This is a genomic window from Buttiauxella sp. (assembly GCF_049686335.1).
Taxonomy (GTDB): domain Bacteria; phylum Pseudomonadota; class Gammaproteobacteria; order Enterobacterales; family Enterobacteriaceae; genus Buttiauxella.
This window is the reverse complement of the sequence record NZ_JBAVHX010000004.1, coordinates 502,417-522,374: the sequence shown is the minus strand read 5'-3', so window position 1 is coordinate 522,374 and position 19,958 is coordinate 502,417. Positions and strand designations below refer to the sequence as shown.

Below are 19,958 nucleotides of genomic sequence, written 5' to 3'. Positions count from 1 at the left end.
GATGTTATAAAAAAGTTAATCGATGATTATGACGGGAGAGCGTGTAGGGAAATCCTGGTGGATTGAAAGGATGTGTAAATGTTTCAAATTGAGTGCCTTAGAGATATCTAAGGCACTTTAGTCAGTTTCTGCGCGTGATTATGCCGCTGCGTTCTGCGCCAGCTGATGCATGAAGTTACGCACCCATTCCATGCGAGCTTTGCGATCGGCGAGATCTTCAATAAATTTCAGTCGGGTTGGCCCATCGAGACGGTAATGTTGCGGCTGTTTTTGCAGTAAACCAATCAGCCATACCGGATTCACATGGTTCTTCTCGGCAAATTCAATCACGCCACCTTTCTCGTTACCTTCGATTTTACGCACACCCAACTTCTGCGCCTGCTGGCGTAACGCAGCAATATCCAGCAAGTTGCGAGCCGGATCCGGTAACAAACCAAAGCGGTCGATCAACTCCACTTTAAGTTCGTCGAGTTCATGGCCGGTTTTTGCACTGGCGATGCGCTTGTAGAACGACAGGCGCGTGTTGACGTCCGGGATGAAATCATCCGGCAGCAGGGCAGGCATACGCAGTTCGACTTCGGTCTGGCTGCTGGTCAAATCTTCAAGTGACGGCTCACGGCCATCTTTAAGGGCATCGACCGCGTTTTCCAGCATTTCCATGTATAGCGAGAAACCGATACTTTCCATGGAACCGCTTTGGCCTTCGCCGAGCAATTCACCGGCACCACGAATTTCCAGGTCATGCGTGGCGAGGGCAAAACCGGCACCCAAATCTTCGAGAGACGCGATAGCCTCGAGGCGTTTTTGCGCGTCGGTGGTCATCGCTTTTGGATGCGGCGTCAGCAACCATGCATACGCCTGGTGATGCGAACGCCCGACACGGCCACGCAACTGGTGCAACTGCGCAAGGCCGAAATGATCCGCGCGTTCGATGATAATGGTATTCGCGGTCGGAATATCGATACCGGTTTCGATAATCGTGGTACAAACCAGAACGTTGAAACGCTGGTGGTGGAAGTCGTTCATCACGCGTTCCAGCTCACGTTCACGCATCTGGCCGTGACCAATGGTGATGCGCGCTTCGGGCACTAACGCCGCGAGGCGGTCTGCCGCTTTCTGGATATTTTCCACATCGTTATAAAGATAGTAAACCTGCCCGCCACGCAGCACTTCACGCAGAATCGCTTCGCGGACCACAAGTTCATCGTACTGACGCACGAAGGTTTTCACCGCCAGGCGACGCGCCGGGGGAGTGGCGATAATCGACAAATCTCGCATCCCGCTCATCGCCATATTCAGCGTACGCGGAATCGGTGTGGCGGTCAGCGTGAGGATATCGACGTCAGCGCGCATCGCTTTAATCCGCTCTTTATGGCGCACACCAAAGCGATGCTCTTCATCGACAATCAGCAGCCCCAGGTCTTTCATCTTCACATCATTTTGCAGCAGCTTATGGGTGCCGATAAGGATATCGACTTTCCCTTCGCTGGCATCTTGCAGGATTTGCGCTTGCTCTTTGGCGGTACGAAAACGCGACAGCATTTCGATGCGCACCGGCCAGTTGGCAAAACGGTCTCGGAAGTTATCCAGATGTTGTTGGGCGAGCAGGGTGGTCGGCACCAGCACGGCCACTTGCTTATGGTTTTCCACGGCGAGGAAGGCAGCGCGCATCGCCACTTCGGTTTTACCAAAGCCCACATCACCACACACCAGTCGGTCCATTGCCAGCGGTTGGCACATGTCGCTCAACACGGCATTAATCGCCTGAGCCTGATCTGGCGTGGTTTCAAACGGGAACGCGTCGCAGAACAGTTGATACTGTTCGCGGTCATGCTTAAAGGCAAAGCCTTGTTTTGCGGCACGCTGCGCATAAATATCCAGCAATTCCGCAGCCACATCGCGCACTTTCTCGGCGGCTTTCTGGCGTGCGCGTGACCAGGCATCGCTGCCGAGTTTATGCAGCGGCGCATTTTCTTCGGCTCCCCCCGCGTAGCGGCTTATCAGATGCAGCGATGAAACCGGCACGTAGAGTTTGGCGTCACCGTGATAGGTCAGCATCAGGTATTCGCCAGTGATGCCGCCCGCTTCAAGGGTGGTTAAACCGGCATAACGGCCAACCCCATGTTCCAGATGCACCACCGGTTGCCCGGTATGCAGCTCGGCAAGGTTGCGAATCAGGGTATCGGGGTTAATGGTGCGACGGCTATCCTGACGGCGACGACTGACGCGCTCGCCCAGCAGATCACTTTCACAAATCAATGCACGATTGCGCAGGGTATCGATGAACCCATGCTCGCTGGAACCCTGCATTAAATAGCGGCCATTATCTGCCGCCTCATCAAGACGATAGATACGTTTTGGTGCCACTTTTATGCGAGATAGCAGCTCGCCCAGCGCTTCACGACGGCCTTCACTTTCGACGGAAAACACGACTGGCCCGGCGAACGACTCAAGGAATTTACGCAGGTTATCGAGAGGCGCTTTCTGCTGCGCCTGAACGGAAAGGTCTGGCAACGGGCGATAACCCAGATTGGTGAACGCGGCTTTGTCAGCCAGAGATTCAGTTTTGAGCTGAATACGCGGCCAGGCTTTTAACTCGCTGAACAGTTCGTCGACACGCAGCCACAGACTTTCCGGCGGCAACAGCGGACGCATCGGGTCAACGCCGCGATTTTCGAAACGGGCAAATGTATCCTGCCAGAAACGCTCAGCACTGGTTTCGATGTCGCCGGTATTGATAAGCAACGTGTTTTTCGGGAAATAGCTAAATAGCGGGGGGAGTGGTTCGCTGAAGAACAGCGGCTGCCAGTATTCAATCCCGGCAGGGAGCGTGCCTTTACTGACCTGCTGGTAGATATGTTCCGGCTCGCGCTTCACATCAAACTTGTCGCGCCACTGGCTGCGGAATAACTCAATGGCGGTTTTATCGGTCGGAAATTCGTGCGCGGGCAGCAGGTTGATGGCGTCCACTTCTTCAAGCGTGCGCTGCGTATCCACATCAAACACGCGCAGGCTGTCAATTTCGTCATCGAAGAAATCAATACGGTAGGGCTGATCACTGCCCATCGGATATAAATCCAGCAACGCGCCACGGGTCGCAAACTCACCGTGTTCCATCACCTGATCAACGCTGCGATAACCCGCCTGCTCTAACTGGCTGCGTAAATTATCGCGTGATAATTGCTGGCCTTTTTGCATCACCAGCGCATGACCGTGCAAGAAATTATGCGGGCAAACGCGCTGCATCAAAGTATTCACCGGCAGGATTAACACGCCGCGCTGCATGGTGGGCAACTGATAAAGCGTGGATAAACGCGAAGAGATAATTTCCTGATGCGGCGAGAAACTGTCGTATGGCAGGGTTTCCCAGTCGGCAAGATTCACCACCAGGCTTTCCGTAAACTGCATAATCTCGTCATGCAGACGCAGTGCATTCTGCATATCTGGTGCTATCAACACCACCGGACCATTATGGCGCTCTATGATTTCGGCCACTTCGGTGGCACAAGCAGAACCGGTGAGTTCTCCAAGCTGACGCTGATCGCCAGCTTTTACGGGTAAGGAATAGCGATATTTTTCAGGCATAGAAGGTGTCAGAATCTCTCAGGTTGCATCGAATTTTTCGGGTATATAACCCCCGACGCGTCAAGAAGTTGCTTATTATTATCCGCGATCGTTTTGTATTAGCAACCCAATCGCAAAGCAGCCAGAGATTTGACACCTCCCACGGATACGACTTAACCCGCTTGTGTTGCCGTCACCATTTTTTTCGGCGGCGAGAAGAACATATCCCCGCACAACACACGCGATAATTTCCTGAAACCTAAACCCAGTAAAGTGCATATCGCGAGGCTAACAAACGGATAAACCAGCAAAATGGCGAGCACCAGGTTATCGGAAAGATGCCCGGCGGTGACCTGTCCAAGCGTAAATAAGCTCAGTGCTTCAATCACGATGCGGTGAGTGGTGTAAATCGCAATAGTGTTGGAGCCGACGATATTCAGGAACGCATCGGAGCGGCTTTCACGCCAGCCATCCAGCAGATAAAACAGTTTCATAATCACGAAAATCGACAGCACTGAAATCAATAACGGAACATTCACCAGATACAGCGCGACAGAAAGCAGGGCGGCGGCAATGCACAGCAACGGACGCTGGCGAGGGGAGAACGCTTTCATCGCATTCATCAGTTGCGGGCCAAACCACGCGCCGAGGCCGTAATAACACATATTACGCACCACACTGTTCATGCCCCACCACGGCAACGGCATAAAGCTAATCACCACGTTTATCGCCAATAGCATCACAATGACCGGCACCTTGAAGCGGCGCAGGCTTTTAAACATCAGGAAATAGAGTACCAGTGCGTACAGGTACCAGAGGCTGGTGCTGGCTTTTGCCATGCTGGTGGCAAATTGCAGCAGGTTTTCTGAATAAGCCGCATTAGATGTCGGATTACGTACCAGGTCTGGCGCCAGCCATTCATTGATTAACGAAATACCCAGCCACTGCAACACGCCCCACAACAGCAAAACATAGAAGATATTCCATATCCGTTTATCAATGCAGTCCCGCCATTTCACCTGTTCGATGTAGCGGGTGATCAAAAATCCGGAAATAAAGAAGAACACTGGCATACGGAAAGGGGCCAGATACAGATTCAGGTAGATCCAGCTTTTGGCAACGTACTCAGGCAATCCTGTTTGGGATTGCACCAGGTGTGGGTAAAAAGTAATCACCGAATGGTAGATAACGACAAGGCAGATGCACAATCCCTTGATGTGGTTTATCCATAGTTGTTTGTTTTTCATGCGTGGGCAATATCTTCTGTTGGTCTGTATTGCCTTCAGGGTGGAAGATTGGCGGCGGTTTTTTTACCTGATTTGTCTGTTTTTGTAAGAATTGGGCACCTTTCAGAAATTCCGCAGGGTCAGAAAGTCACCGAGTCGCGAGAGCTTTGACTTCGAAAACAAGATGTTATGAGCTTGATTTAATTGGATTTCACATGTTCTGAAATATCAAAAAAACGTTATGTTTCATTTACTTGATACGGTATCACTTATATACTTCTCGCCAACTTTGCATTCGCAACTGCAACAAGACGGAATACATGTATCAACCTGTCGCGTTATTTATAGGCCTGCGCTACATGCGTGGGCGAGCAGCTGACCGCTTCGGTCGCTTCGTTTCCTGGCTGTCGACTATCGGCATTACGCTTGGCGTAATGGCGCTCGTGACGGTGCTTTCCGTGATGAACGGATTCGAACGAGAGCTGCAAAACAACATTCTTGGGCTGATGCCACAAGCGATTATCAGCTCGCCTGCCGGCTCCATTAATCCTGAAACTCTTCCAGCAAAAGATCTGAAATTGCAGGGCGTGACGCGCGTTGCTCCCATCACCACCGGGGATGTCGTGCTGCAAAGTGCGCGTAGCGTGGCGGTGGGTGTGATGCTCGGCGTGCAGCCGGAAGAAAAAGATCCGCTGTCGCCGTTTCTCGTCAATGTTAAGCAGACTGACCTGGTCGCCGGGAAGTACAACATTATTCTGGGTGAGCAACTTGCCGGGCAACTGGGGATTAAACGCGGCGATAGCATCCGTGTGATGGTGCCGTCCGCCAGCCAGTTTACGCCGATGGGGCGTCTGCCTAGCCAGCGTCTGTTCACGGTGATTGGCACGTTTGCCGCCAACAGCGAAGTCGACGGTTATCAAATGTTGGTCAACCAGCAAGATGCATCGCGTCTGATGCGCTATCCGGCGGGGAATATTACCGGCTGGCGTTTGTGGCTGGCTGAACCGCTGAAAGTCGATGTATTGAGCCAACAGACTTTGCCGCAGGGCACGGAGTGGAAAGACTGGCGCGAGCGTAAAGGTGAGCTTTTCCAGGCCGTACGCATGGAAAAAAATATGATGGGGCTGTTGTTGAGCCTGATTGTGGCGGTTGCCGCGTTTAACATCATTACTTCTCTTGGCCTGTTGGTAATGGAAAAACAAGGCGAAGTCGCCATTCTCCAGACTCAGGGTCTCACCCGTCGGCAAATCATGGCGGTGTTTATGGTGCAAGGGGCGAGTGCCGGGGTAATTGGTGCTTTGCTGGGGGCATTACTTGGCGCGCTACTTGCCAGCCAGTTAAACAATTTGATGCCGATTATTGGCGCGATGCTGGATGGTGCCACGCTGCCGGTTGCCATTGATCCGCTGCAAGTTATTGTGATTGCGATCGTTGCTATGGCGGTTGCGCTGTTATCCACGCTTTATCCATCGTGGCGTGCTGCCGCGACACATCCCGCTGAGGCTTTACGTTATGAGTAATTCAATCCTGTTGCAGTGTGACAAGCTGTGCAAACGCTATCAGGAAGGCAAAGTGCAAACGGACGTTTTGCATGATGTCAGCTTCAGCATTGATACCGGCGAGTTAATGGCGATTGTCGGCAGTTCCGGTTCCGGCAAAAGTACCTTGTTGCACCTGTTAGGTGGGCTTGATACGCCAACTTCTGGCGATGTGATTTTCAACGGTAAGCCGATGAGTTCAATGTCGTCTTCTGCCAAAGCAGAACTGCGTAATCGTGAGCTGGGCTTTATTTACCAGTTTCACCACTTACTGCCTGACTTCACCGCGATGGAAAACGTCGCCATGCCGCTGTTAATCGGTAAAAACAATACTGATGAAACGAAGCAACGCGCGCTGGAAATGCTGAAAGCGGTCGGGCTGGATCACCGCAGCAATCACCGTCCTTCTGAGCTGTCCGGTGGCGAACGCCAGCGTGTGGCGATTGCCCGTGCACTGGTGAATAATCCGCGTCTGGTGCTCGCCGATGAACCGACTGGTAACCTCGATGCGCGTAATGCCGACAGCATTTTCGAACTCCTCGGTGAACTCAACGTGCGCCAGGGGACAGCGTTCCTTGTGGTGACTCACGATCTGCAATTAGCGCGTCGCATGACTCGCCAGTTAGAAATGCGTGATGGTCGCCTGACGAATGAGCTGACTCTGATGGGAGCCCAGTAATGGCTTCGCCACTGTCACTGCTTATTGGTTTGCGTTTTAGCCGCGGGCGTCGTCGCAGCGGCATGGTGTCACTGATTTCAATCATCTCCACATTAGGTATCGCACTGGGTGTGGCGGTGCTGATTGTGGGTCTGAGTGCGATGAACGGTTTCGAACGTGAGCTGAACAACCGCATTTTAGCGGTGGTGCCCCACGGTGAAATCGAACCGGTTAATCAGCCATTCCATGACTGGAGTGGTGTGTTGCAACGTGTTGAGAAAGTGAAGGGGATTGCTGCGGCTGCGCCGTACATCAACTTCACCGGCCTTGTGGAAAGTGGGCCAAATCTGCGCGCAATTCAGGTCAAAGGCGTAGACCCTGCTCAGGAAGTACGCCTCAGCGCGTTACCGCAGTATGTGCAAAACAATGCCTGGCAAAACTTTAAGGCTGGTCAGCAGCAGATCATTATCGGAAAAGGGGTGGCTGATGCCCTGAAAGTGAAGCAGGGCGACTGGATCTCCATCATGATCCCTAACAGCAATGCCGATCACAAACTGCTGCAACCGAAGCGTGTACGCCTGCAAGTTGAAGGTATTCTGGCACTTAGCGGGCAGCTCGATCATAGCTTCGCGATGGTGCCGATGGCAGATGCGCAAGGCTATCTGGACATGGCAGACAGTGTCACAGGCATCGCAATCAAAGTGAATGATGTGTTTAACGCAAATCAGCTGGTGCGTGATGCAGGCGAAGTCACCAACGCTTACGTGTATATCAAAAGCTGGATTGGCACCTACGGTTACATGTATCGCGATATCCAGATGATCCGCGCCATTATGTATCTGGCGATGGTGCTGGTGATTGGCGTCGCCTGTTTTAACATCGTTTCGACGCTGGTGATGGCGGTGAAAGATAAGAGCAGCGATATCGCCGTGCTGCGTACGCTTGGGGCGAAAGATGGCCTGATTCGTGCAATTTTCATCTGGTACGGTCTGTTGGCGGGTTTACTGGGCAGCGTGAGCGGCGTAATTATTGGTGTGCTGGCCTCCTGGCAATTGACCAATATTATCCGCGTAATTGAAAAACTCATCGGTCACCAGTTCCTGTCTGGCGATATTTACTTTATCGATTTCCTGCCATCAGAACTTCATTGGTTGGACGTATTTTATGTCCTGATCACAGCGTTGTTACTGAGTTTACTTGCCAGTTGGTATCCGGCTCGTCGAGCCAGTAATATTGATCCCGCGCGAGTATTAAGCGGGCAATAAATAATCAATTGAAAATATGACGGTATTGGGGAGCAGCAAAGCGATGTACTACGGATTTGACATTGGCGGCACGAAAATGGCTCTTGGGGTTTATGATACTGAACGGCGGTTACAGTGGGAAAAGCGTCTTCCCACTCCGCATGACAGTTACGAAAACTTCTTAGCGGCTATCGCTTCTCTGGTACGGGAAGCAGATAGCCGTTTTGGTGTTAAGGGCTCGGTAGGCATTGGTATTCCAGGTATGCCTGTCACCGACGATGGCACGCTTTACGCCGCCAACGTGCCTGCTGCCAGCGGTAAACCGGTTCAGGCCGATCTGAGCGCCATGCTCGGACGTGAAGTACGTATGGATAACGACGCGAACTGCTTTGCGCTGTCTGAAGCCTGGGATGATGAATTCCGCGACTACCCGGTAGTGATGGGGCTGATTCTCGGCACCGGCGTGGGCGGCGGAATTATCGTCAACGGTAAATCTATTACCGGTCGCAATTACATCACTGGCGAGTTCGGTCATACGCGTCTGCCGGTGGATGCGCTCGACGTATTGGGGCATGACATTCCACTCACACGTTGCGGTTGTGGTCAAAATGGCTGCATCGAAAACTATCTTTCCGGTCGTGGATTTGCGTGGGTTTACCAACACTTCTACTCTGAACCTCTGGATGCCAAAGAGATTGTTGCCCGCTATCGCGCAGGGGATGACAAAGCTGTGGCGCACGTTGAACGTTTCGTCGAGCTGCTGGCTTGCTGCCTCGGCAGTCTGTTGACGGCAATTGATGCGCATCTGGTGGTGATTGGCGGTGGGTTATCTAACTTTACTGAGATGTACCAGCAACTGCCTGAACGTTTACCGAAGTATCTTTTGCCGGTGGCAAAAGTGCCGCGCATTGAACCTGCCCGTCACGGCGATGCCGGTGGCATGCGTGGCGCAGCGTTCCTCCATCTCACGGAGTAAATTATGCTATCCCGTCGTCAACATCGGTTAAGCCGGTTCAGAAAAGATAAACGTTTGCTGCGGCAGCGTTTGCGTCAGCGTGCATTTTTCCGCGATAGTCCTGGACCCGAAGCGATGGAAAAACCCAGAGTTGTCGTCCTGACGGGGGCGGGTATTTCCGCCGAGTCAGGTATTCGTACTTTCCGCGCGACCGATGGTTTGTGGGAAGAGCATCGCGTTGAAGATGTGGCGACGCCGGAAGGGTTCGCCCGTGATCCAGAGCTGGTGCAGGCGTTTTATAATGCTCGCCGTCAGCAACTTCAGCAGGCAGAAATTCAGCCCAATGCGGCGCATCTGGCGCTGGCAAGGCTCGAAGAAGAGCTGGGCGATCACTTCCTGTTAGTGACGCAAAATATTGATAATTTGCATGAGCGTGCCGGTAATAAAAACATTATCCATATGCATGGCGAATTGCTGAAAGTACGCTGTGCGCAAAGTGGCCAGGTGATTGAGTGGAAAGGGGATATCACTTCTGATGACCGCTGCCACTGCTGCCAACTTTCTGCACAGTTACGCCCGCATGTGGTGTGGTTTGGCGAAATGCCGCTGGGTATGGATGAAATTTATCAGGCGCTGGCAACAGCCGATTACTTTATCGCTATCGGCACCTCTGGCCATGTTTACCCCGCCGCAGGGTTTGTCCACGAAGCCCGCTTGCAAGGCGCACATACCGTTGAACTGAATCTTGAACCGAGCCAGGTTGGTAGCGAGTTTGAAGAGAAGTTTTACGGCTTAGCCAGTGAAGTGGTGCCGGAGTATGTCGAGCGGCTGCTGAAAGGGCTTTAAAAACTGGCGGGTGACGCGATGTTTACCCGCCCAATATTTAATTGATTCGTAGGGTGGATAAGCGTCAGCGCCATCCACCGCAAAAAATTTCACTGTTTAAGCTCTGGCCTCAACCAATAACTTCTCTTCTCGTAGCGCAACCACAATCAAAAATAGCGATGTATACGCGCAATAGATCAATGCCAGCGCGCTGATATACCATGGCAATCGAGTCACCATCACGATAATCACTCTGTCTGCAATGCACGGGGAGGGCGGCGTGACCAACAGCAGTCAGACGCTACTTCAAGCATAAAAGGTGAGGAGGGGCGTGCTATAAGGCTAAAGGGTGAAAAAAAGCGGAACATGGTGTTCCGCTTAGTGAAGGTTAACGTCCAGCTTTCAATTTCTGGTAGTAATTCTCATAGATAGCGCTGGCATCGCCGACATCGTTCTGCCACTCGCCGTTTTTCAGCACTGCTTCATCCGGGTAAAGCGTTTTATCGCCCGACACTTCTTTTGGCAGCAGCTTACGTGCTTCGAGGTTTGGCGTTGGGTAGCCGATGGTTTCCGCGACCTGTTTTGCCACATCCGGGCGCAGCAGGAAGTTAATCAACTTCAATGCGCCGTCTACGTTTTTGGCGTTCGCAGGAATCGACAGGTTATCCATCCAGAAAATCCCGCCTTCTTTCGGCCAGACGATTGCCAGTGGTGTGCCCGCCTGACGCGCCACGTAGGCTGAACCATTCCACACCATACCGAGATTCACTTCGCCTTCCATATACGGGTTGGCTGGGTTATCCGAGTTAAAGGCGGCGACGTTTGGCATCAGCTTTTGCAGCTCGTGGTATGCCGCTTCAATCTCTTTTGGATCGGTGGTATTGCCGGAATATCCTAGCTTCAGCAATGCCATCTGGAACACTTCGCGAGCGTCATCGGTCAGCAGCAGGCTTTGCTTGTACTCGGGTTTCCACAAATCCGCCCAACTGGTGACGGTTTTCGGATCGATAGAATCACTATTGACGCCAATGGCCGTCGCACCCCAGATGTACGGAATGGAGTAATCGTTATTCGGATCGAACGGCTTGTTGAGTACTTCAGGATCGAGATTTTTAAAGTTGGTCAGCTTGCTTTTATCAATCTTCTGGATCATCCCTTCTTTGCGCATTTTCGCCACAAAGTAGGTCGAAGGTACGACCAAATCATAAGCACCTTCTTTGTAAGTTTTCAGCTTGGCGTACATGGTTTCATTCGACTCATAGGTCGAATAAATCACTTTGATGCCCGTTTCTTTAGTGAACTGCTCAAGCAGACCTGGCGGCACGTACTCAGTCCAGTTATAGAAATAGAGAGTCTTGCTGTCATCGGCATGTGCAGCGCCCATACCTAGCGCCAGAGCGCCCGCAGCGAGCAGGTGGCGTGGCCATTTAGTCATTTTAATGTCCCCTGGTTTTATCACGAAGAATAAGCTGACTGGCAATCACCAGGACCAGCGAGAGTACTAACAGAATGGTGGCAAGTGCGTTCACCTCTGGCGAAACACCCACCTTCACCATTGAGTAAATCTTCAACGGAAGAATTTCATAACCTGGCCCCGTCACGAACGATGAAACCACTACATCATCCATCGACAAGGTAAAACTCAGCAACCAGCCCGCGGCAACCGCAGGCATGGCAAGCGGCAGGAGGATCTTGCGCAAAATGGTCAGCTCGCTGGCACCCAAATCTTTTGCTGCTTCTAACATCCGCACATCAAACCCTTTCAGCCGGGAATAGACCGTGACCACCACAAAGGGCAGGCAGAAAGTGATGTGTGAGAACAGCAGCGACCAGAAGCCAAGCGACACCCCCAGCAGCATAAACAGCACCAGCAGTGAAATCGCCATCACGATGTCAGGCGACATCATCACCACAAATAACATGCCGCTGACAAAGGGTTTGCCACGGAAACGATAACGATACAACGCCACCGCCGTCAGCGAGCCAATCAGCGTCGCCGCCGTGGCGGAAACCACCGCCATGGTCAACGAATGTTGTGCCGCTTGCAGCAGGCTGTCGTTGTTCAGCAGCAGGCTATACCATTTGCCGGTAAAGCCTTGCCAGTTAATACCGAAACGCGAACTGTTAAACGAATTTACGATCAAAATGATAATCGGAATGTACAGATACGCGTAAATGGCGGTCATAAAACCGCCACGGAGCAGGCGACCCATCATTCTAATTCCACCTTCTTGTTCAACAAACTGGCGGCACGCCAGTAAATCAGCAGCATCAGACCCATCACTAACGTGAGCGTAATGCTGGTGGCAGCGCCAAACGGCCAGTCGCGTATATTCAGGAACTGGCTCTTAATGATGTTACCAATCAACAGGTTTTTCGCTCCACCCATCAGATCGGAAACATAGAACAGTCCCATCGCAGGCAGCATCACTAACAGGCAACCGGCAATAATTCCCGGCATGGTGAGCGGAATGATAATACGGATGAATGTCTGAAATTTGTTGGCTCCCAGGTCGCGTGCCGCTTCCAGCAGCGGTTTATCGAGCTTCTCAATGCTCGAGTACAGCGGCATCACCATAAATGGCAGCAGGATATACACCAGGCCGATGATCACCGCACTTGGGGTGTACATCAGACGGATCGGCGTATCAATCACCCCCAGCCACAGCAAAAACTCATTCATATACCCTTTGGTGCTGAGGAAAATCTTCAGTCCATAGATACGAATTAAGGAGTTGGTCCAGAACGGAACAATCAGCAAAAACAGCAATAGCGGGCGAACACGTTCAGGTAAGCGGGCGAGGAACCAGGCAAACGGATAGCCCAGTACCAGGCAGGCAACGGTGGCAATCACCGCCATATTCAGCGAGTGCAGCAATACCTGTGCGTACAGCGGGTCGGCAAGCCGGGTGTAGTTATCCAGCGTGAACACCATGCTGACGAAATTAGCATCATCACGGGTCAGGAAACTGGTCCCGATGATCATCAGGTTTGGCAGGAATACGAACAGCACCAGCCAAACGACGATGGTGGCGATCACCAGGTTCTGGAACTTACGTGAGCTCTTCATCTGCCAGTACGACCTCCCAACTTTCAACCCAGTTGATCGACATCTTCTGATCGAGCGTGTGGTCAAAATCGGGGTCGTCTTCGTTGAAGAACTCACTGACCATCACCATTTTGCCATTTTCCAGCTCAACGTTAGATTCCAGCGTCATGCCTTTATAGTTACGTTCCCGCACATAACCGATTAAGCCTTCTGCTTCATGAGTATCGTTGATTTCTTCGACACGCAGATCTTCGGGGCGCAAAAGCACTTTCAAATGCTGACCTGCGGTAACCGGCATGGTCGCGTAAATATGACATTCACGGCCTTCGACGAAGGCCCGCACACGCTGCTCATCAACACGTTCGATAACGGTTGCATCAAAGATATTGATTTCACCGATAAAGCTCGCCACAAACAGGTTTTTCGGCTCCTCGTAAATCTCACGCGGCGTGCCGTCTTGCTCAATGCGGCCATCGCGCATCACCACAATCCTGTCAGACATGGTTAACGCTTCTTCCTGGTCGTGCGTGACAAAGACAAAGGTAATGCCGAGCTTGCGCTGGAGGGCTTTTAATTCGTTCTGCATCTGCTTGCGTAATTTGTAGTCGAGCGCGGAAAGCGACTCATCAAGCAGCAACAGACGGGGTTTATTCACCACAGCACGCGCAATCGCAACACGTTGTTGCTGGCCGCCAGAAAGCTGATGGGGTTTACGTTGGGCAAATTCCTCTAGCTGCACCATTTTTAACGCTTCGCTCACGCGCGGAGCAATCTCAGCCGCAGGCGTTTTCTGCATTCTTAAACCGAAGGCGACGTTTTCAAAAACGGTCATATGAGGAAACAGAGCATAGCTCTGGAAGACGGTATTCACGGTGCGTTGTTCGGCTGGAACCTGCGTAATATCCTGGCCCTCAAGTGAGATAGTGCCAGAATCCGCGCTTTCCAGTCCGGCAATGATGCGCAGCACTGTGGTTTTGCCGCAGCCGGAAGGGCCAAGGAGTGTCAGAAATTCACCATTTTTGATGGTGAGAGATAAATCAGAAATAACGGTTTTGCCATCAAAGCGCTTACCTACACCGGCCAGTTCTACCAGCGGTGAGAGCGAACGAAGCTCAGTATTCAATTTTTTCGCTGTCCCATAAATGACGCATCAAATTGCGAGCTGATGCGGGGTTTGTGATTAACCACCTTGCGGTTTCTGCACGTTAAGTAAGGGCACGCATTCTACGGCAAAGCATTGAAATCGCCAATCCTTGATGCCTTTCATCGGTTTGAATTTGAATATGATTAAAGCAGCAAACACGAAATCCGCTCGCATTGCATTACATTCGTGACTATTTTCATCTCAGGCAGGCTAAAAGTGACCTGACGCAATATTTGCATTTGTGACTTACTGATAATGAAGTCACAAAAATTGAGGGTAGCGACATGGATAAATTACTTGAACGTTTCTTACATTATGTCTCTCTGGATACCCAGTCCAAACCGGGAGTAAAACAAGTTCCCAGCACGGAAGGGCAGTGGAAGTTGTTGCGTTTGTTGAAAGAGCAAATGGAAGAGATGGGATTGGTGAATGTTACGCTGGGCGAACATGGCACAGTAATGGGAACGCTGCCGTCTACCGTTGATAAAAAAGTCCCGCCGATTGGTTTTATCTCCCATGTGGATACCGCGCCTGATTTCACAGGCAAAAACGTCAGTCCGCAAATCGTTGAAAATTATCGTGGTGGCGATATCGCACTGGGCATTGGTGATGAAGTGCTCTCGCCGGTGATGTTCCCGGTGCTGCATCAGTTGCTTGGGCAAACGCTGATTACCACCGATGGCAAAACGCTGCTTGGCGCGGATGACAAAGCCGGTGTTGCTGAAATCATGACGGCACTGGCGGTACTCAAAGAGAAGAACATTCCGCACGGGGATATTCGCGTTGCTTTCACGCCTGACGAAGAAGTGGGTAAAGGGGCGAAGTTCTTTGATGTTGAAGCGTTCGATGCGCGTTGGGCGTACACCGTCGATGGTGGTGGTGTCGGCGAACTGGAGTGCGAGAACTTTAACGCCGCCTCAGTCACCATCAAAATCGTGGGTAACAACGTGCACCCGGGTTCTGCCAAAGGGGTGATGGTAAATGCGTTGTCGCTTGCTGCCCGTATTCACGCCGAAGTTCCAGCCGACGAAAGCCCTGAATGTACCGCTGGCTACGAAGGTTTTTATCACCTCAATAGCATGAAAGGCTCGGTCGACCGCGCAGAAATGCACTACATCATCCGTGATTTTGATCGCGAGCAGTTTGAAGCACGCAAACGCAAAATGATGGATATCGCCAAAAAAGTGGGCAAAGGCCTGCATCCGGATTGCTATATCGAGCTGATTATCGATGACAGCTATTACAACATGCGTGAGAAAGTCGCCGGGCATCCATACATTGTGGAAGTGGCTCAACAGGCGATGCGTGATTGCGGCATCGAACCCATCATGAAGCCGATTCGCGGCGGCACCGATGGCGCACAGTTGTCGTTCAAAGGTTTACCTTGCCCTAACCTGTTCACTGGCGGCTATAACTACCACGGCAAACACGAGTTTGTAACGCTCGAAGGGATGGAAAAAGCGGTGGCGGTAATTGTAAGAATTGCGCAGCTGACAGCGGCGGGTATTAATTAGTTATTAAATTGACGTCGTAGATATACTGGATATATCGTGCCTTTTGTTTTTTAAAGACAATTATCAGAACACGGGTAATATCAACAGGATGCGATGTTCAACATGAGTAAAAGTTTTTCATTTAGCCAGACTGCTTATCTGGCTAATCATTCCAGGCTAGATAAAGCCGATGATGGTTGTTGCTTCTCGTTAGCGCTGGCATGGCTCTATGCGACGAGTGAATATAAAATGGATGTGGATTATTTTGAAAAAAGGAAAGTACAGAATAGAGTTTCAAGATGGCAAAAACACCATAGCCATCAATTAATTAAAAAACTCAGTCGGGATTATGAACAGCTTCATTTTGATGTTCACAATAAAATCATTCTTGACGGTACCACCGATGCCGGGAGACATAATACAAAAATAAAGAATGATTTGATTATTAACCAGGTGAAAAAATGGGGGGGCAAGCGTAACTTTACATTATCTGGTGCAAAAACTAGCTTCCCCGCTGGGGAAAAAGATATATATTCCACTTTGGCATTATATCGCGAGTTAACAGATAATGGGCCGATTCCTGTTTATGCAGTCATTCTTCTTAATGGGAATGGTAAGGCGCATGCTTTGTCTTGCTCCATCACCAATGAACGAGAAATGATAAAATTCTTTGATTCTAATGAAGGTGAATTTACTTTTCAAAGAAAGGAAGAGTTTCAGCAATTCTTTACGCGTTATTTATCAACCCATTATCCATTCCTGGATAGTAGCTGGTGTGTCATTAAGTTAAATAAAACTATGGTCAAACGCGGCTGGAGTTGTTTTCGCTAATCCAGAAATAATGCCCTTCACTTTATGGGAGAAGGGCGTAGTAATGATTAATCCTCGAAATACCAGTATCCGCTGTTGACCAGTGCGGCCAGCATCGCCAGGAACGACGGATCTTCCAGCGCATCGCCAAACATTTCAGCTTTCAGGGTGATATTGCTTGCCAGTGCTTCAAGGGCCGGACGGTGCGGGCTGTCGATTTTCTCGCCGTTGACGTAAATCTCATCGGCGATACGCAGCACGCGCAACCCGCCCAAACGAGTAATCGCATCACCCTGTTTCAGGGCGTCGTAAATCTCGTCAGGTTGATATGGCGGCTCTGGTGGCGCGACATCCAGTTCATGGCGTGACTGGGAAACAAACTCACCAAACCAGGTTTTGAAATGCTCTGGCTGATTGATAAGTTCCAGCATCATATTACGCAAGGTGTCCATTTCCTGTGGCAGAACGTCCGCAGGATGCTGGCGCGCAGGCACGTCAGGGTCGGTATAACGCTGGCTGCCCAGTTCGCGTTGCAGTACGTAATCAGCAAACCCGCTGATTAACTCACGGCCACTTGGCGCGCGGAAACCGACGGAATAATTCATCGAGTTTTCCAGCGAGTAACCTTCGTGCGGGAAACCGGGCGGGATATAGAGAATATCACCAGGCTCCATCTCTTCGTCGATGATGGCGTCGAACGGTTCTACTTGCAGCAAATCAGGATGTGGGCAGTGTTGTTTCAGGGCCACTTTTTCCCCTACACGCCAACGACGGCGGCCAACGCCCTGAATAATAAACACATCATACTGGTCGAAATGAGGGCCAACGCCGCCGCCAGGAACAGAAAACGAAATCATCAGGTCGTCAATGCGCCAGTCAGGCAACGCGCGGAATGGGCGCATCAAGCGGGCACTTTGCTCGTGCCAGTGGTTAACCGCCTGGACCAGTAATGACCAGTTATTTTCACCCAGATGATCGTAGCTCTGGAATGGGCCGTGGCTAACCTGCCAGTTGCCGTTGTTATGGCTGACCAGGCGGCTGTCCACCTCGTTTTCCATGGCAAGGCCTGCCAGTTCGTCTGGAGAAATAGGGTCGATGAAGTTTTTGAAGCCGCGTTTTAAGACTACCGGGCGCTTTTGCCAGTAGTTCTCAATAAAATCGGGCCAGTTTAGGTCGAGTTGATAGTCCATATTATTATCCGGCAGGTGAAGGAGCCTGCCGAGGATTATAACGGATGGTGCCGCTTGTTACGGGAGTATTTTCAATCTTCTTCGCGGTCTGGACGCTGACGCCCAAAAATGACTTCCATACGTGCGCCACCCAGTTCGCTGCTGCTTGCCAGGATCTTTCCATCGTACTGTTCGACGATTTCACGGGCGACGGATAAACCCACGCCCTGGCCTGGACGCAGGGTATCCGCACGTTGCCCACGGTCAAATACAAGGTTGCGTTTGCTTTCAGGGATGCCTGGGCCATCGTCATCAACGAATAAATGCAGCGTGTCGTCGAGCTGGCGGCCGGAGATCTCAACAAATTCGAGGCAATACTTACAGGCGTTATCCAGCACGTTGCCCATCACTTCCATGAAATCGTTTTTCTCGCCGACAAACGTGATTTCCGGCGAGATATCCAGCGTGATATTCACGCCTTTGCGCTGGTAAACCTTATTGAGCGCCGAACACAGGCTGTCGAGAAGGGGAGCCACGGGATGCAGTTCACGGCTGAGTAACGGGTTGTCGCCACGCATACTGGCGCGATGCAAATAGTAGCCAATTTGCTGAGAAATACGGCTAATTTGCTCAAGCATCACCGGCTCGGCTTCTTCGATATTCTGCTTATTTGTACGCAATGAACGCAGGGTGGTTTGCAACACCGCCAGCGGCGTTTTCAGACTATGGGTTAAATCTGTCAATGTGGTGCGGTATTTGTCATAGCGGTCGCGCTCGGTACGCAGCAGGCGATTAAGATTGCGCACAAGGCTGGTCAGCTCGCGTGTTGTTTCTGGATTCAGGCTGTCACGATCGTGCTTTTCAAGCTCGCGTACTTCTTTCGCCAGATCTTCGATAGGGCGCAAACTCCAGCGTGCGGCGAACCAGAGTAACGGGATGACGAGCAACAAATTGGCAAGGAACACACAGGTAAACATGGCCCAGACCGTATACGAGCGTTTTAATTCGACAGGTATAGTGTCGACCACCACGATGGTTAAAGCGGGCATTTTTCCTGCCGCTGGGTACTTATTGACGGCCACCGAGTGACTGACATCATCACTGTAATCGCCATCGTAAAATTCTTTTAGCTGAGTCTGGAGCTTTTCGTCGTTAGCCAGCAAAGCATGGCTGGTATCAAAATTCGCTTCCAGTTCGTGAAAGCCGTTGTTGCTAAGCCACTCTTTTTTAATCTGTTGTACCACGTGCGGCACATCACGCTGTGTCCACAGCAGCTTGCCATGATCATCGTAGATGAGCGCCATGGTCGGGGTTTTCAGATTCAGGTTTTTTGGCAGGACAACGTCAATGCGGCCATTTTCATAAGTCGCGAGGGTATAAAACAGGTTGCTCTCACCGCGCAGTAAACGGAAAGAGGTTTTATCGAAACTGATGCTGTAACCCACCAGCGCCACCACACCATAGGCCAGTGACAGCACCATGACGACGGCGGCGGTAGCGAGTAAAAAGCGGACCCGTAGTGATAACGGAATAAAATGCTTGATGAATTTCATGATTAACGCAGATCGAATCGATAGCCCTGACCACGTACGGTGGTGATCGCATCATGCGGATATTCAGCCAGAATCTTTTTACGTAAGCGCCCCATCAGAACGTCGATGGTGTGGCTCTCGCGCAGTTCAGCATCCGGATAAAGCTGGAGCATCAAAGAATCTTTGCTCACTACTTTGCCATTATTGCGGATCAGCGTTTCCATAATGGTGTATTCGAAAGCGGTCAGCTTGATCAGATTTTCGTTGATCAGCAGTTCACGACGCGACAAATCCACCTGGAAAGGAGGGAGCGAGATGACCTGCGAAGCCAGGCCGCTGTTACGGCGCATCAGCACTTGCATACGGGCAACCACTTCTTCCAGATGGAAAGGTTTGGTAACGTAATCATCGGCACCCGCGCCCAGCACTTCGACTTTATCCTGCCAGCCTTCACGCGCGGTAAGGACCAGAATCGGGATAGTGACATCGTGGTTGCGCCAGCGGCGAATCAGACTTAATCCGTCTTCGTCAGGCAAACCTAAATCGACGATGGCGATATCGGGGGTATGTTCACTCAGGAAATAGTCTGCTTCTTTGGCATCTTCAGCAGCATCAACCTGATGTCCAGACTCACGCAACTGAACCTTGAGGTGGTGGCGTAACAGAGCATTATCTTCTACAACCAGAACACGCATCGTATTTCCTCAGTGTATAAATGGCCTTGATAGTTTAACGCTAATTATCGAACAGA

The 19,958-nt window shown here is 51.2% G+C and carries 16 protein-coding genes; 7 read left to right on the top strand and 9 right to left on the bottom strand.

Features of this window, described 5'->3' with window-relative positions:
- Positions 1 to 138: 138 nt before the first annotated feature.
- Complete coding sequence (mfd, locus tag WBL83_RS02840) at positions 139 to 3,585, bottom strand: transcription-repair coupling factor (protein WP_424587707.1); 3,447 nt, start codon at positions 3,583 to 3,585, stop codon at positions 139 to 141.
- A gap of 152 nt (positions 3,586 to 3,737) precedes the next feature.
- Complete coding sequence (locus WBL83_RS02835; RefSeq protein ID WP_424587706.1) at positions 3,738 to 4,811, bottom strand: acyltransferase family protein; 1,074 nt, start codon at positions 4,809 to 4,811, stop codon at positions 3,738 to 3,740.
- Positions 4,812 to 5,110: 299 nt separating this feature from the next.
- Here WBL83_RS02835 and lolC point away from each other — a divergent pair, with 299 nt between their 5' ends.
- From lolC to cobB, 5 genes are read left to right on the top strand one after another with little or no spacing between them, the layout of a single operon-like run.
- Complete coding sequence (gene lolC / locus WBL83_RS02830) at positions 5,111 to 6,310, top strand: lipoprotein-releasing ABC transporter permease subunit LolC (RefSeq protein WP_424587705.1); 1,200 nt, start codon at positions 5,111 to 5,113, stop codon at positions 6,308 to 6,310.
- Positions 6,303 to 7,007 carry a lipoprotein-releasing ABC transporter ATP-binding protein LolD gene (gene lolD, locus WBL83_RS02825; RefSeq protein WP_424587704.1) on the top strand — a complete coding sequence of 235 codons (705 nt, stop codon included), beginning with the start codon at positions 6,303 to 6,305 and terminating at the stop codon, positions 7,005 to 7,007. The genes lolC and lolD overlap by 8 nt, the downstream gene beginning before the upstream one ends.
- On the top strand, positions 7,007 to 8,251 hold the full coding sequence (gene lolE / locus WBL83_RS02820; RefSeq protein ID WP_424587703.1) for a lipoprotein-releasing ABC transporter permease subunit LolE: 1,245 nt from the start codon (positions 7,007 to 7,009) through the stop codon (positions 8,249 to 8,251). The genes lolD and lolE overlap by 1 nt, the downstream gene beginning before the upstream one ends.
- Before the next feature lie 43 nt (positions 8,252 to 8,294).
- Positions 8,295 to 9,206 (top strand): N-acetylglucosamine kinase, encoded by a 912-nt coding sequence (nagK, locus tag WBL83_RS02815; RefSeq protein ID WP_424587702.1) that lies wholly within the window; start codon positions 8,295 to 8,297, stop codon positions 9,204 to 9,206.
- 3 nt (positions 9,207 to 9,209) lie between these two features.
- Positions 9,210 to 10,031, top strand: coding sequence for a Sir2 family NAD+-dependent deacetylase (gene cobB, locus WBL83_RS02810; RefSeq protein ID WP_424587701.1), 822 nt, complete (start codon positions 9,210 to 9,212; stop codon positions 10,029 to 10,031).
- Positions 10,032 to 10,398: 367 nt separating this feature from the next.
- On the opposite strand, the gene potD is transcribed toward cobB, so the two are convergent.
- From potD to potA, 4 genes are read right to left on the bottom strand one after another with little or no spacing between them, the layout of a single operon-like run.
- Entirely contained in the window at positions 10,399 to 11,445 is a 1,047-nt protein-coding gene (potD, locus tag WBL83_RS02805) for a spermidine/putrescine ABC transporter substrate-binding protein PotD (RefSeq protein ID WP_424587700.1), read from the bottom strand.
- 1 nt (position 11,446) lies between these two features.
- Positions 11,447 to 12,226, bottom strand: a complete 780-nt coding sequence (gene potC / locus WBL83_RS02800) for a spermidine/putrescine ABC transporter permease PotC (RefSeq protein WP_424587699.1) — start codon at positions 12,224 to 12,226, stop codon at positions 11,447 to 11,449.
- A complete protein-coding gene (gene potB, locus WBL83_RS02795; protein WP_424587698.1) occupies positions 12,223 to 13,080 on the bottom strand; it encodes a spermidine/putrescine ABC transporter permease PotB in 858 nt (285 codons plus the stop codon). The genes potC and potB overlap by 4 nt, the downstream gene beginning before the upstream one ends.
- Entirely contained in the window at positions 13,064 to 14,203 is a 1,140-nt protein-coding gene (potA, locus tag WBL83_RS02790) for a spermidine/putrescine ABC transporter ATP-binding protein PotA (RefSeq protein ID WP_424588024.1), read from the bottom strand. The genes potB and potA overlap by 17 nt, the downstream gene beginning before the upstream one ends.
- A 284-nt stretch (positions 14,204 to 14,487) precedes the next feature.
- On the opposite strand from potA, the gene pepT reads away from it, so the two are divergent.
- Together pepT and WBL83_RS02780 are read left to right on the top strand one after the other, a co-directional pair.
- Positions 14,488 to 15,717 (top strand): peptidase T, encoded by a 1,230-nt coding sequence (gene pepT, locus WBL83_RS02785; protein ID WP_424587697.1) that lies wholly within the window; start codon positions 14,488 to 14,490, stop codon positions 15,715 to 15,717.
- A 102-nt stretch (positions 15,718 to 15,819) separates the two neighbouring features.
- The gene (locus WBL83_RS02780; protein WP_424587696.1) at positions 15,820 to 16,527 is read left to right on the top strand and encodes a YopT-type cysteine protease domain-containing protein; all 708 of its coding nucleotides are present in this window, start codon (positions 15,820 to 15,822) and stop codon (positions 16,525 to 16,527) included.
- A 47-nt stretch (positions 16,528 to 16,574) separates the two neighbouring features.
- Here WBL83_RS02780 and WBL83_RS02775 read toward each other — a convergent pair whose 3' ends face one another.
- From WBL83_RS02775 to phoP, 3 genes are all read right to left on the bottom strand, one after another.
- The gene (locus WBL83_RS02775; protein ID WP_424587695.1) at positions 16,575 to 17,696 is read right to left on the bottom strand and encodes a JmjC domain-containing protein; all 1,122 of its coding nucleotides are present in this window, start codon (positions 17,694 to 17,696) and stop codon (positions 16,575 to 16,577) included.
- A gap of 71 nt (positions 17,697 to 17,767) precedes the next feature.
- Positions 17,768 to 19,231: a two-component system sensor histidine kinase PhoQ gene (phoQ, locus tag WBL83_RS02770; protein WP_424588023.1), complete on the bottom strand. Its 1,464-nt coding sequence runs from the start codon at positions 19,229 to 19,231 to the stop codon at positions 17,768 to 17,770.
- Positions 19,231 to 19,902, bottom strand: coding sequence for a two-component system response regulator PhoP (phoP, locus tag WBL83_RS02765; protein ID WP_424587694.1), 672 nt, complete (start codon positions 19,900 to 19,902; stop codon positions 19,231 to 19,233). The genes phoQ and phoP overlap by 1 nt, the downstream gene beginning before the upstream one ends.
- Positions 19,903 to 19,958 lie beyond the last annotated feature (56 nt).

Bases quoted from the DNA above. Each gene is read 5' to 3' on its own strand.
- mfd (WP_424587707.1), bottom strand. From the start codon at position 3,585: ATGCCTGAAAAATATCGCTATTCCTTACCCGTAAAAGCTGGCGATCAG.
- WBL83_RS02835 (WP_424587706.1), bottom strand. From the start codon at position 4,811: ATGAAAAACAAACAACTATGGATAAACCACATCAAGGGATTGTGCATC.
- lolC (WP_424587705.1), top strand. From the start codon at position 5,111: ATGTATCAACCTGTCGCGTTATTTATAGGCCTGCGCTACATGCGTGGG.
- lolD (WP_424587704.1), top strand. From the start codon at position 6,303: ATGAGTAATTCAATCCTGTTGCAGTGTGACAAGCTGTGCAAACGCTAT.
- lolE (WP_424587703.1), top strand. From the start codon at position 7,007: ATGGCTTCGCCACTGTCACTGCTTATTGGTTTGCGTTTTAGCCGCGGG.
- nagK (WP_424587702.1), top strand. From the start codon at position 8,295: ATGTACTACGGATTTGACATTGGCGGCACGAAAATGGCTCTTGGGGTT.
- cobB (WP_424587701.1), top strand. From the start codon at position 9,210: ATGCTATCCCGTCGTCAACATCGGTTAAGCCGGTTCAGAAAAGATAAA.
- potD (WP_424587700.1), bottom strand. From the start codon at position 11,445: ATGACTAAATGGCCACGCCACCTGCTCGCTGCGGGCGCTCTGGCGCTA.
- potC (WP_424587699.1), bottom strand. From the start codon at position 12,226: ATGATGGGTCGCCTGCTCCGTGGCGGTTTTATGACCGCCATTTACGCG.
- potB (WP_424587698.1), bottom strand. From the start codon at position 13,080: ATGAAGAGCTCACGTAAGTTCCAGAACCTGGTGATCGCCACCATCGTC.
- pepT (WP_424587697.1), top strand. From the start codon at position 14,488: ATGGATAAATTACTTGAACGTTTCTTACATTATGTCTCTCTGGATACC.
- WBL83_RS02780 (WP_424587696.1), top strand. From the start codon at position 15,820: ATGAGTAAAAGTTTTTCATTTAGCCAGACTGCTTATCTGGCTAATCAT.
- WBL83_RS02775 (WP_424587695.1), bottom strand. From the start codon at position 17,696: ATGGACTATCAACTCGACCTAAACTGGCCCGATTTTATTGAGAACTAC.
- phoP (WP_424587694.1), bottom strand. From the start codon at position 19,902: ATGCGTGTTCTGGTTGTAGAAGATAATGCTCTGTTACGCCACCACCTC.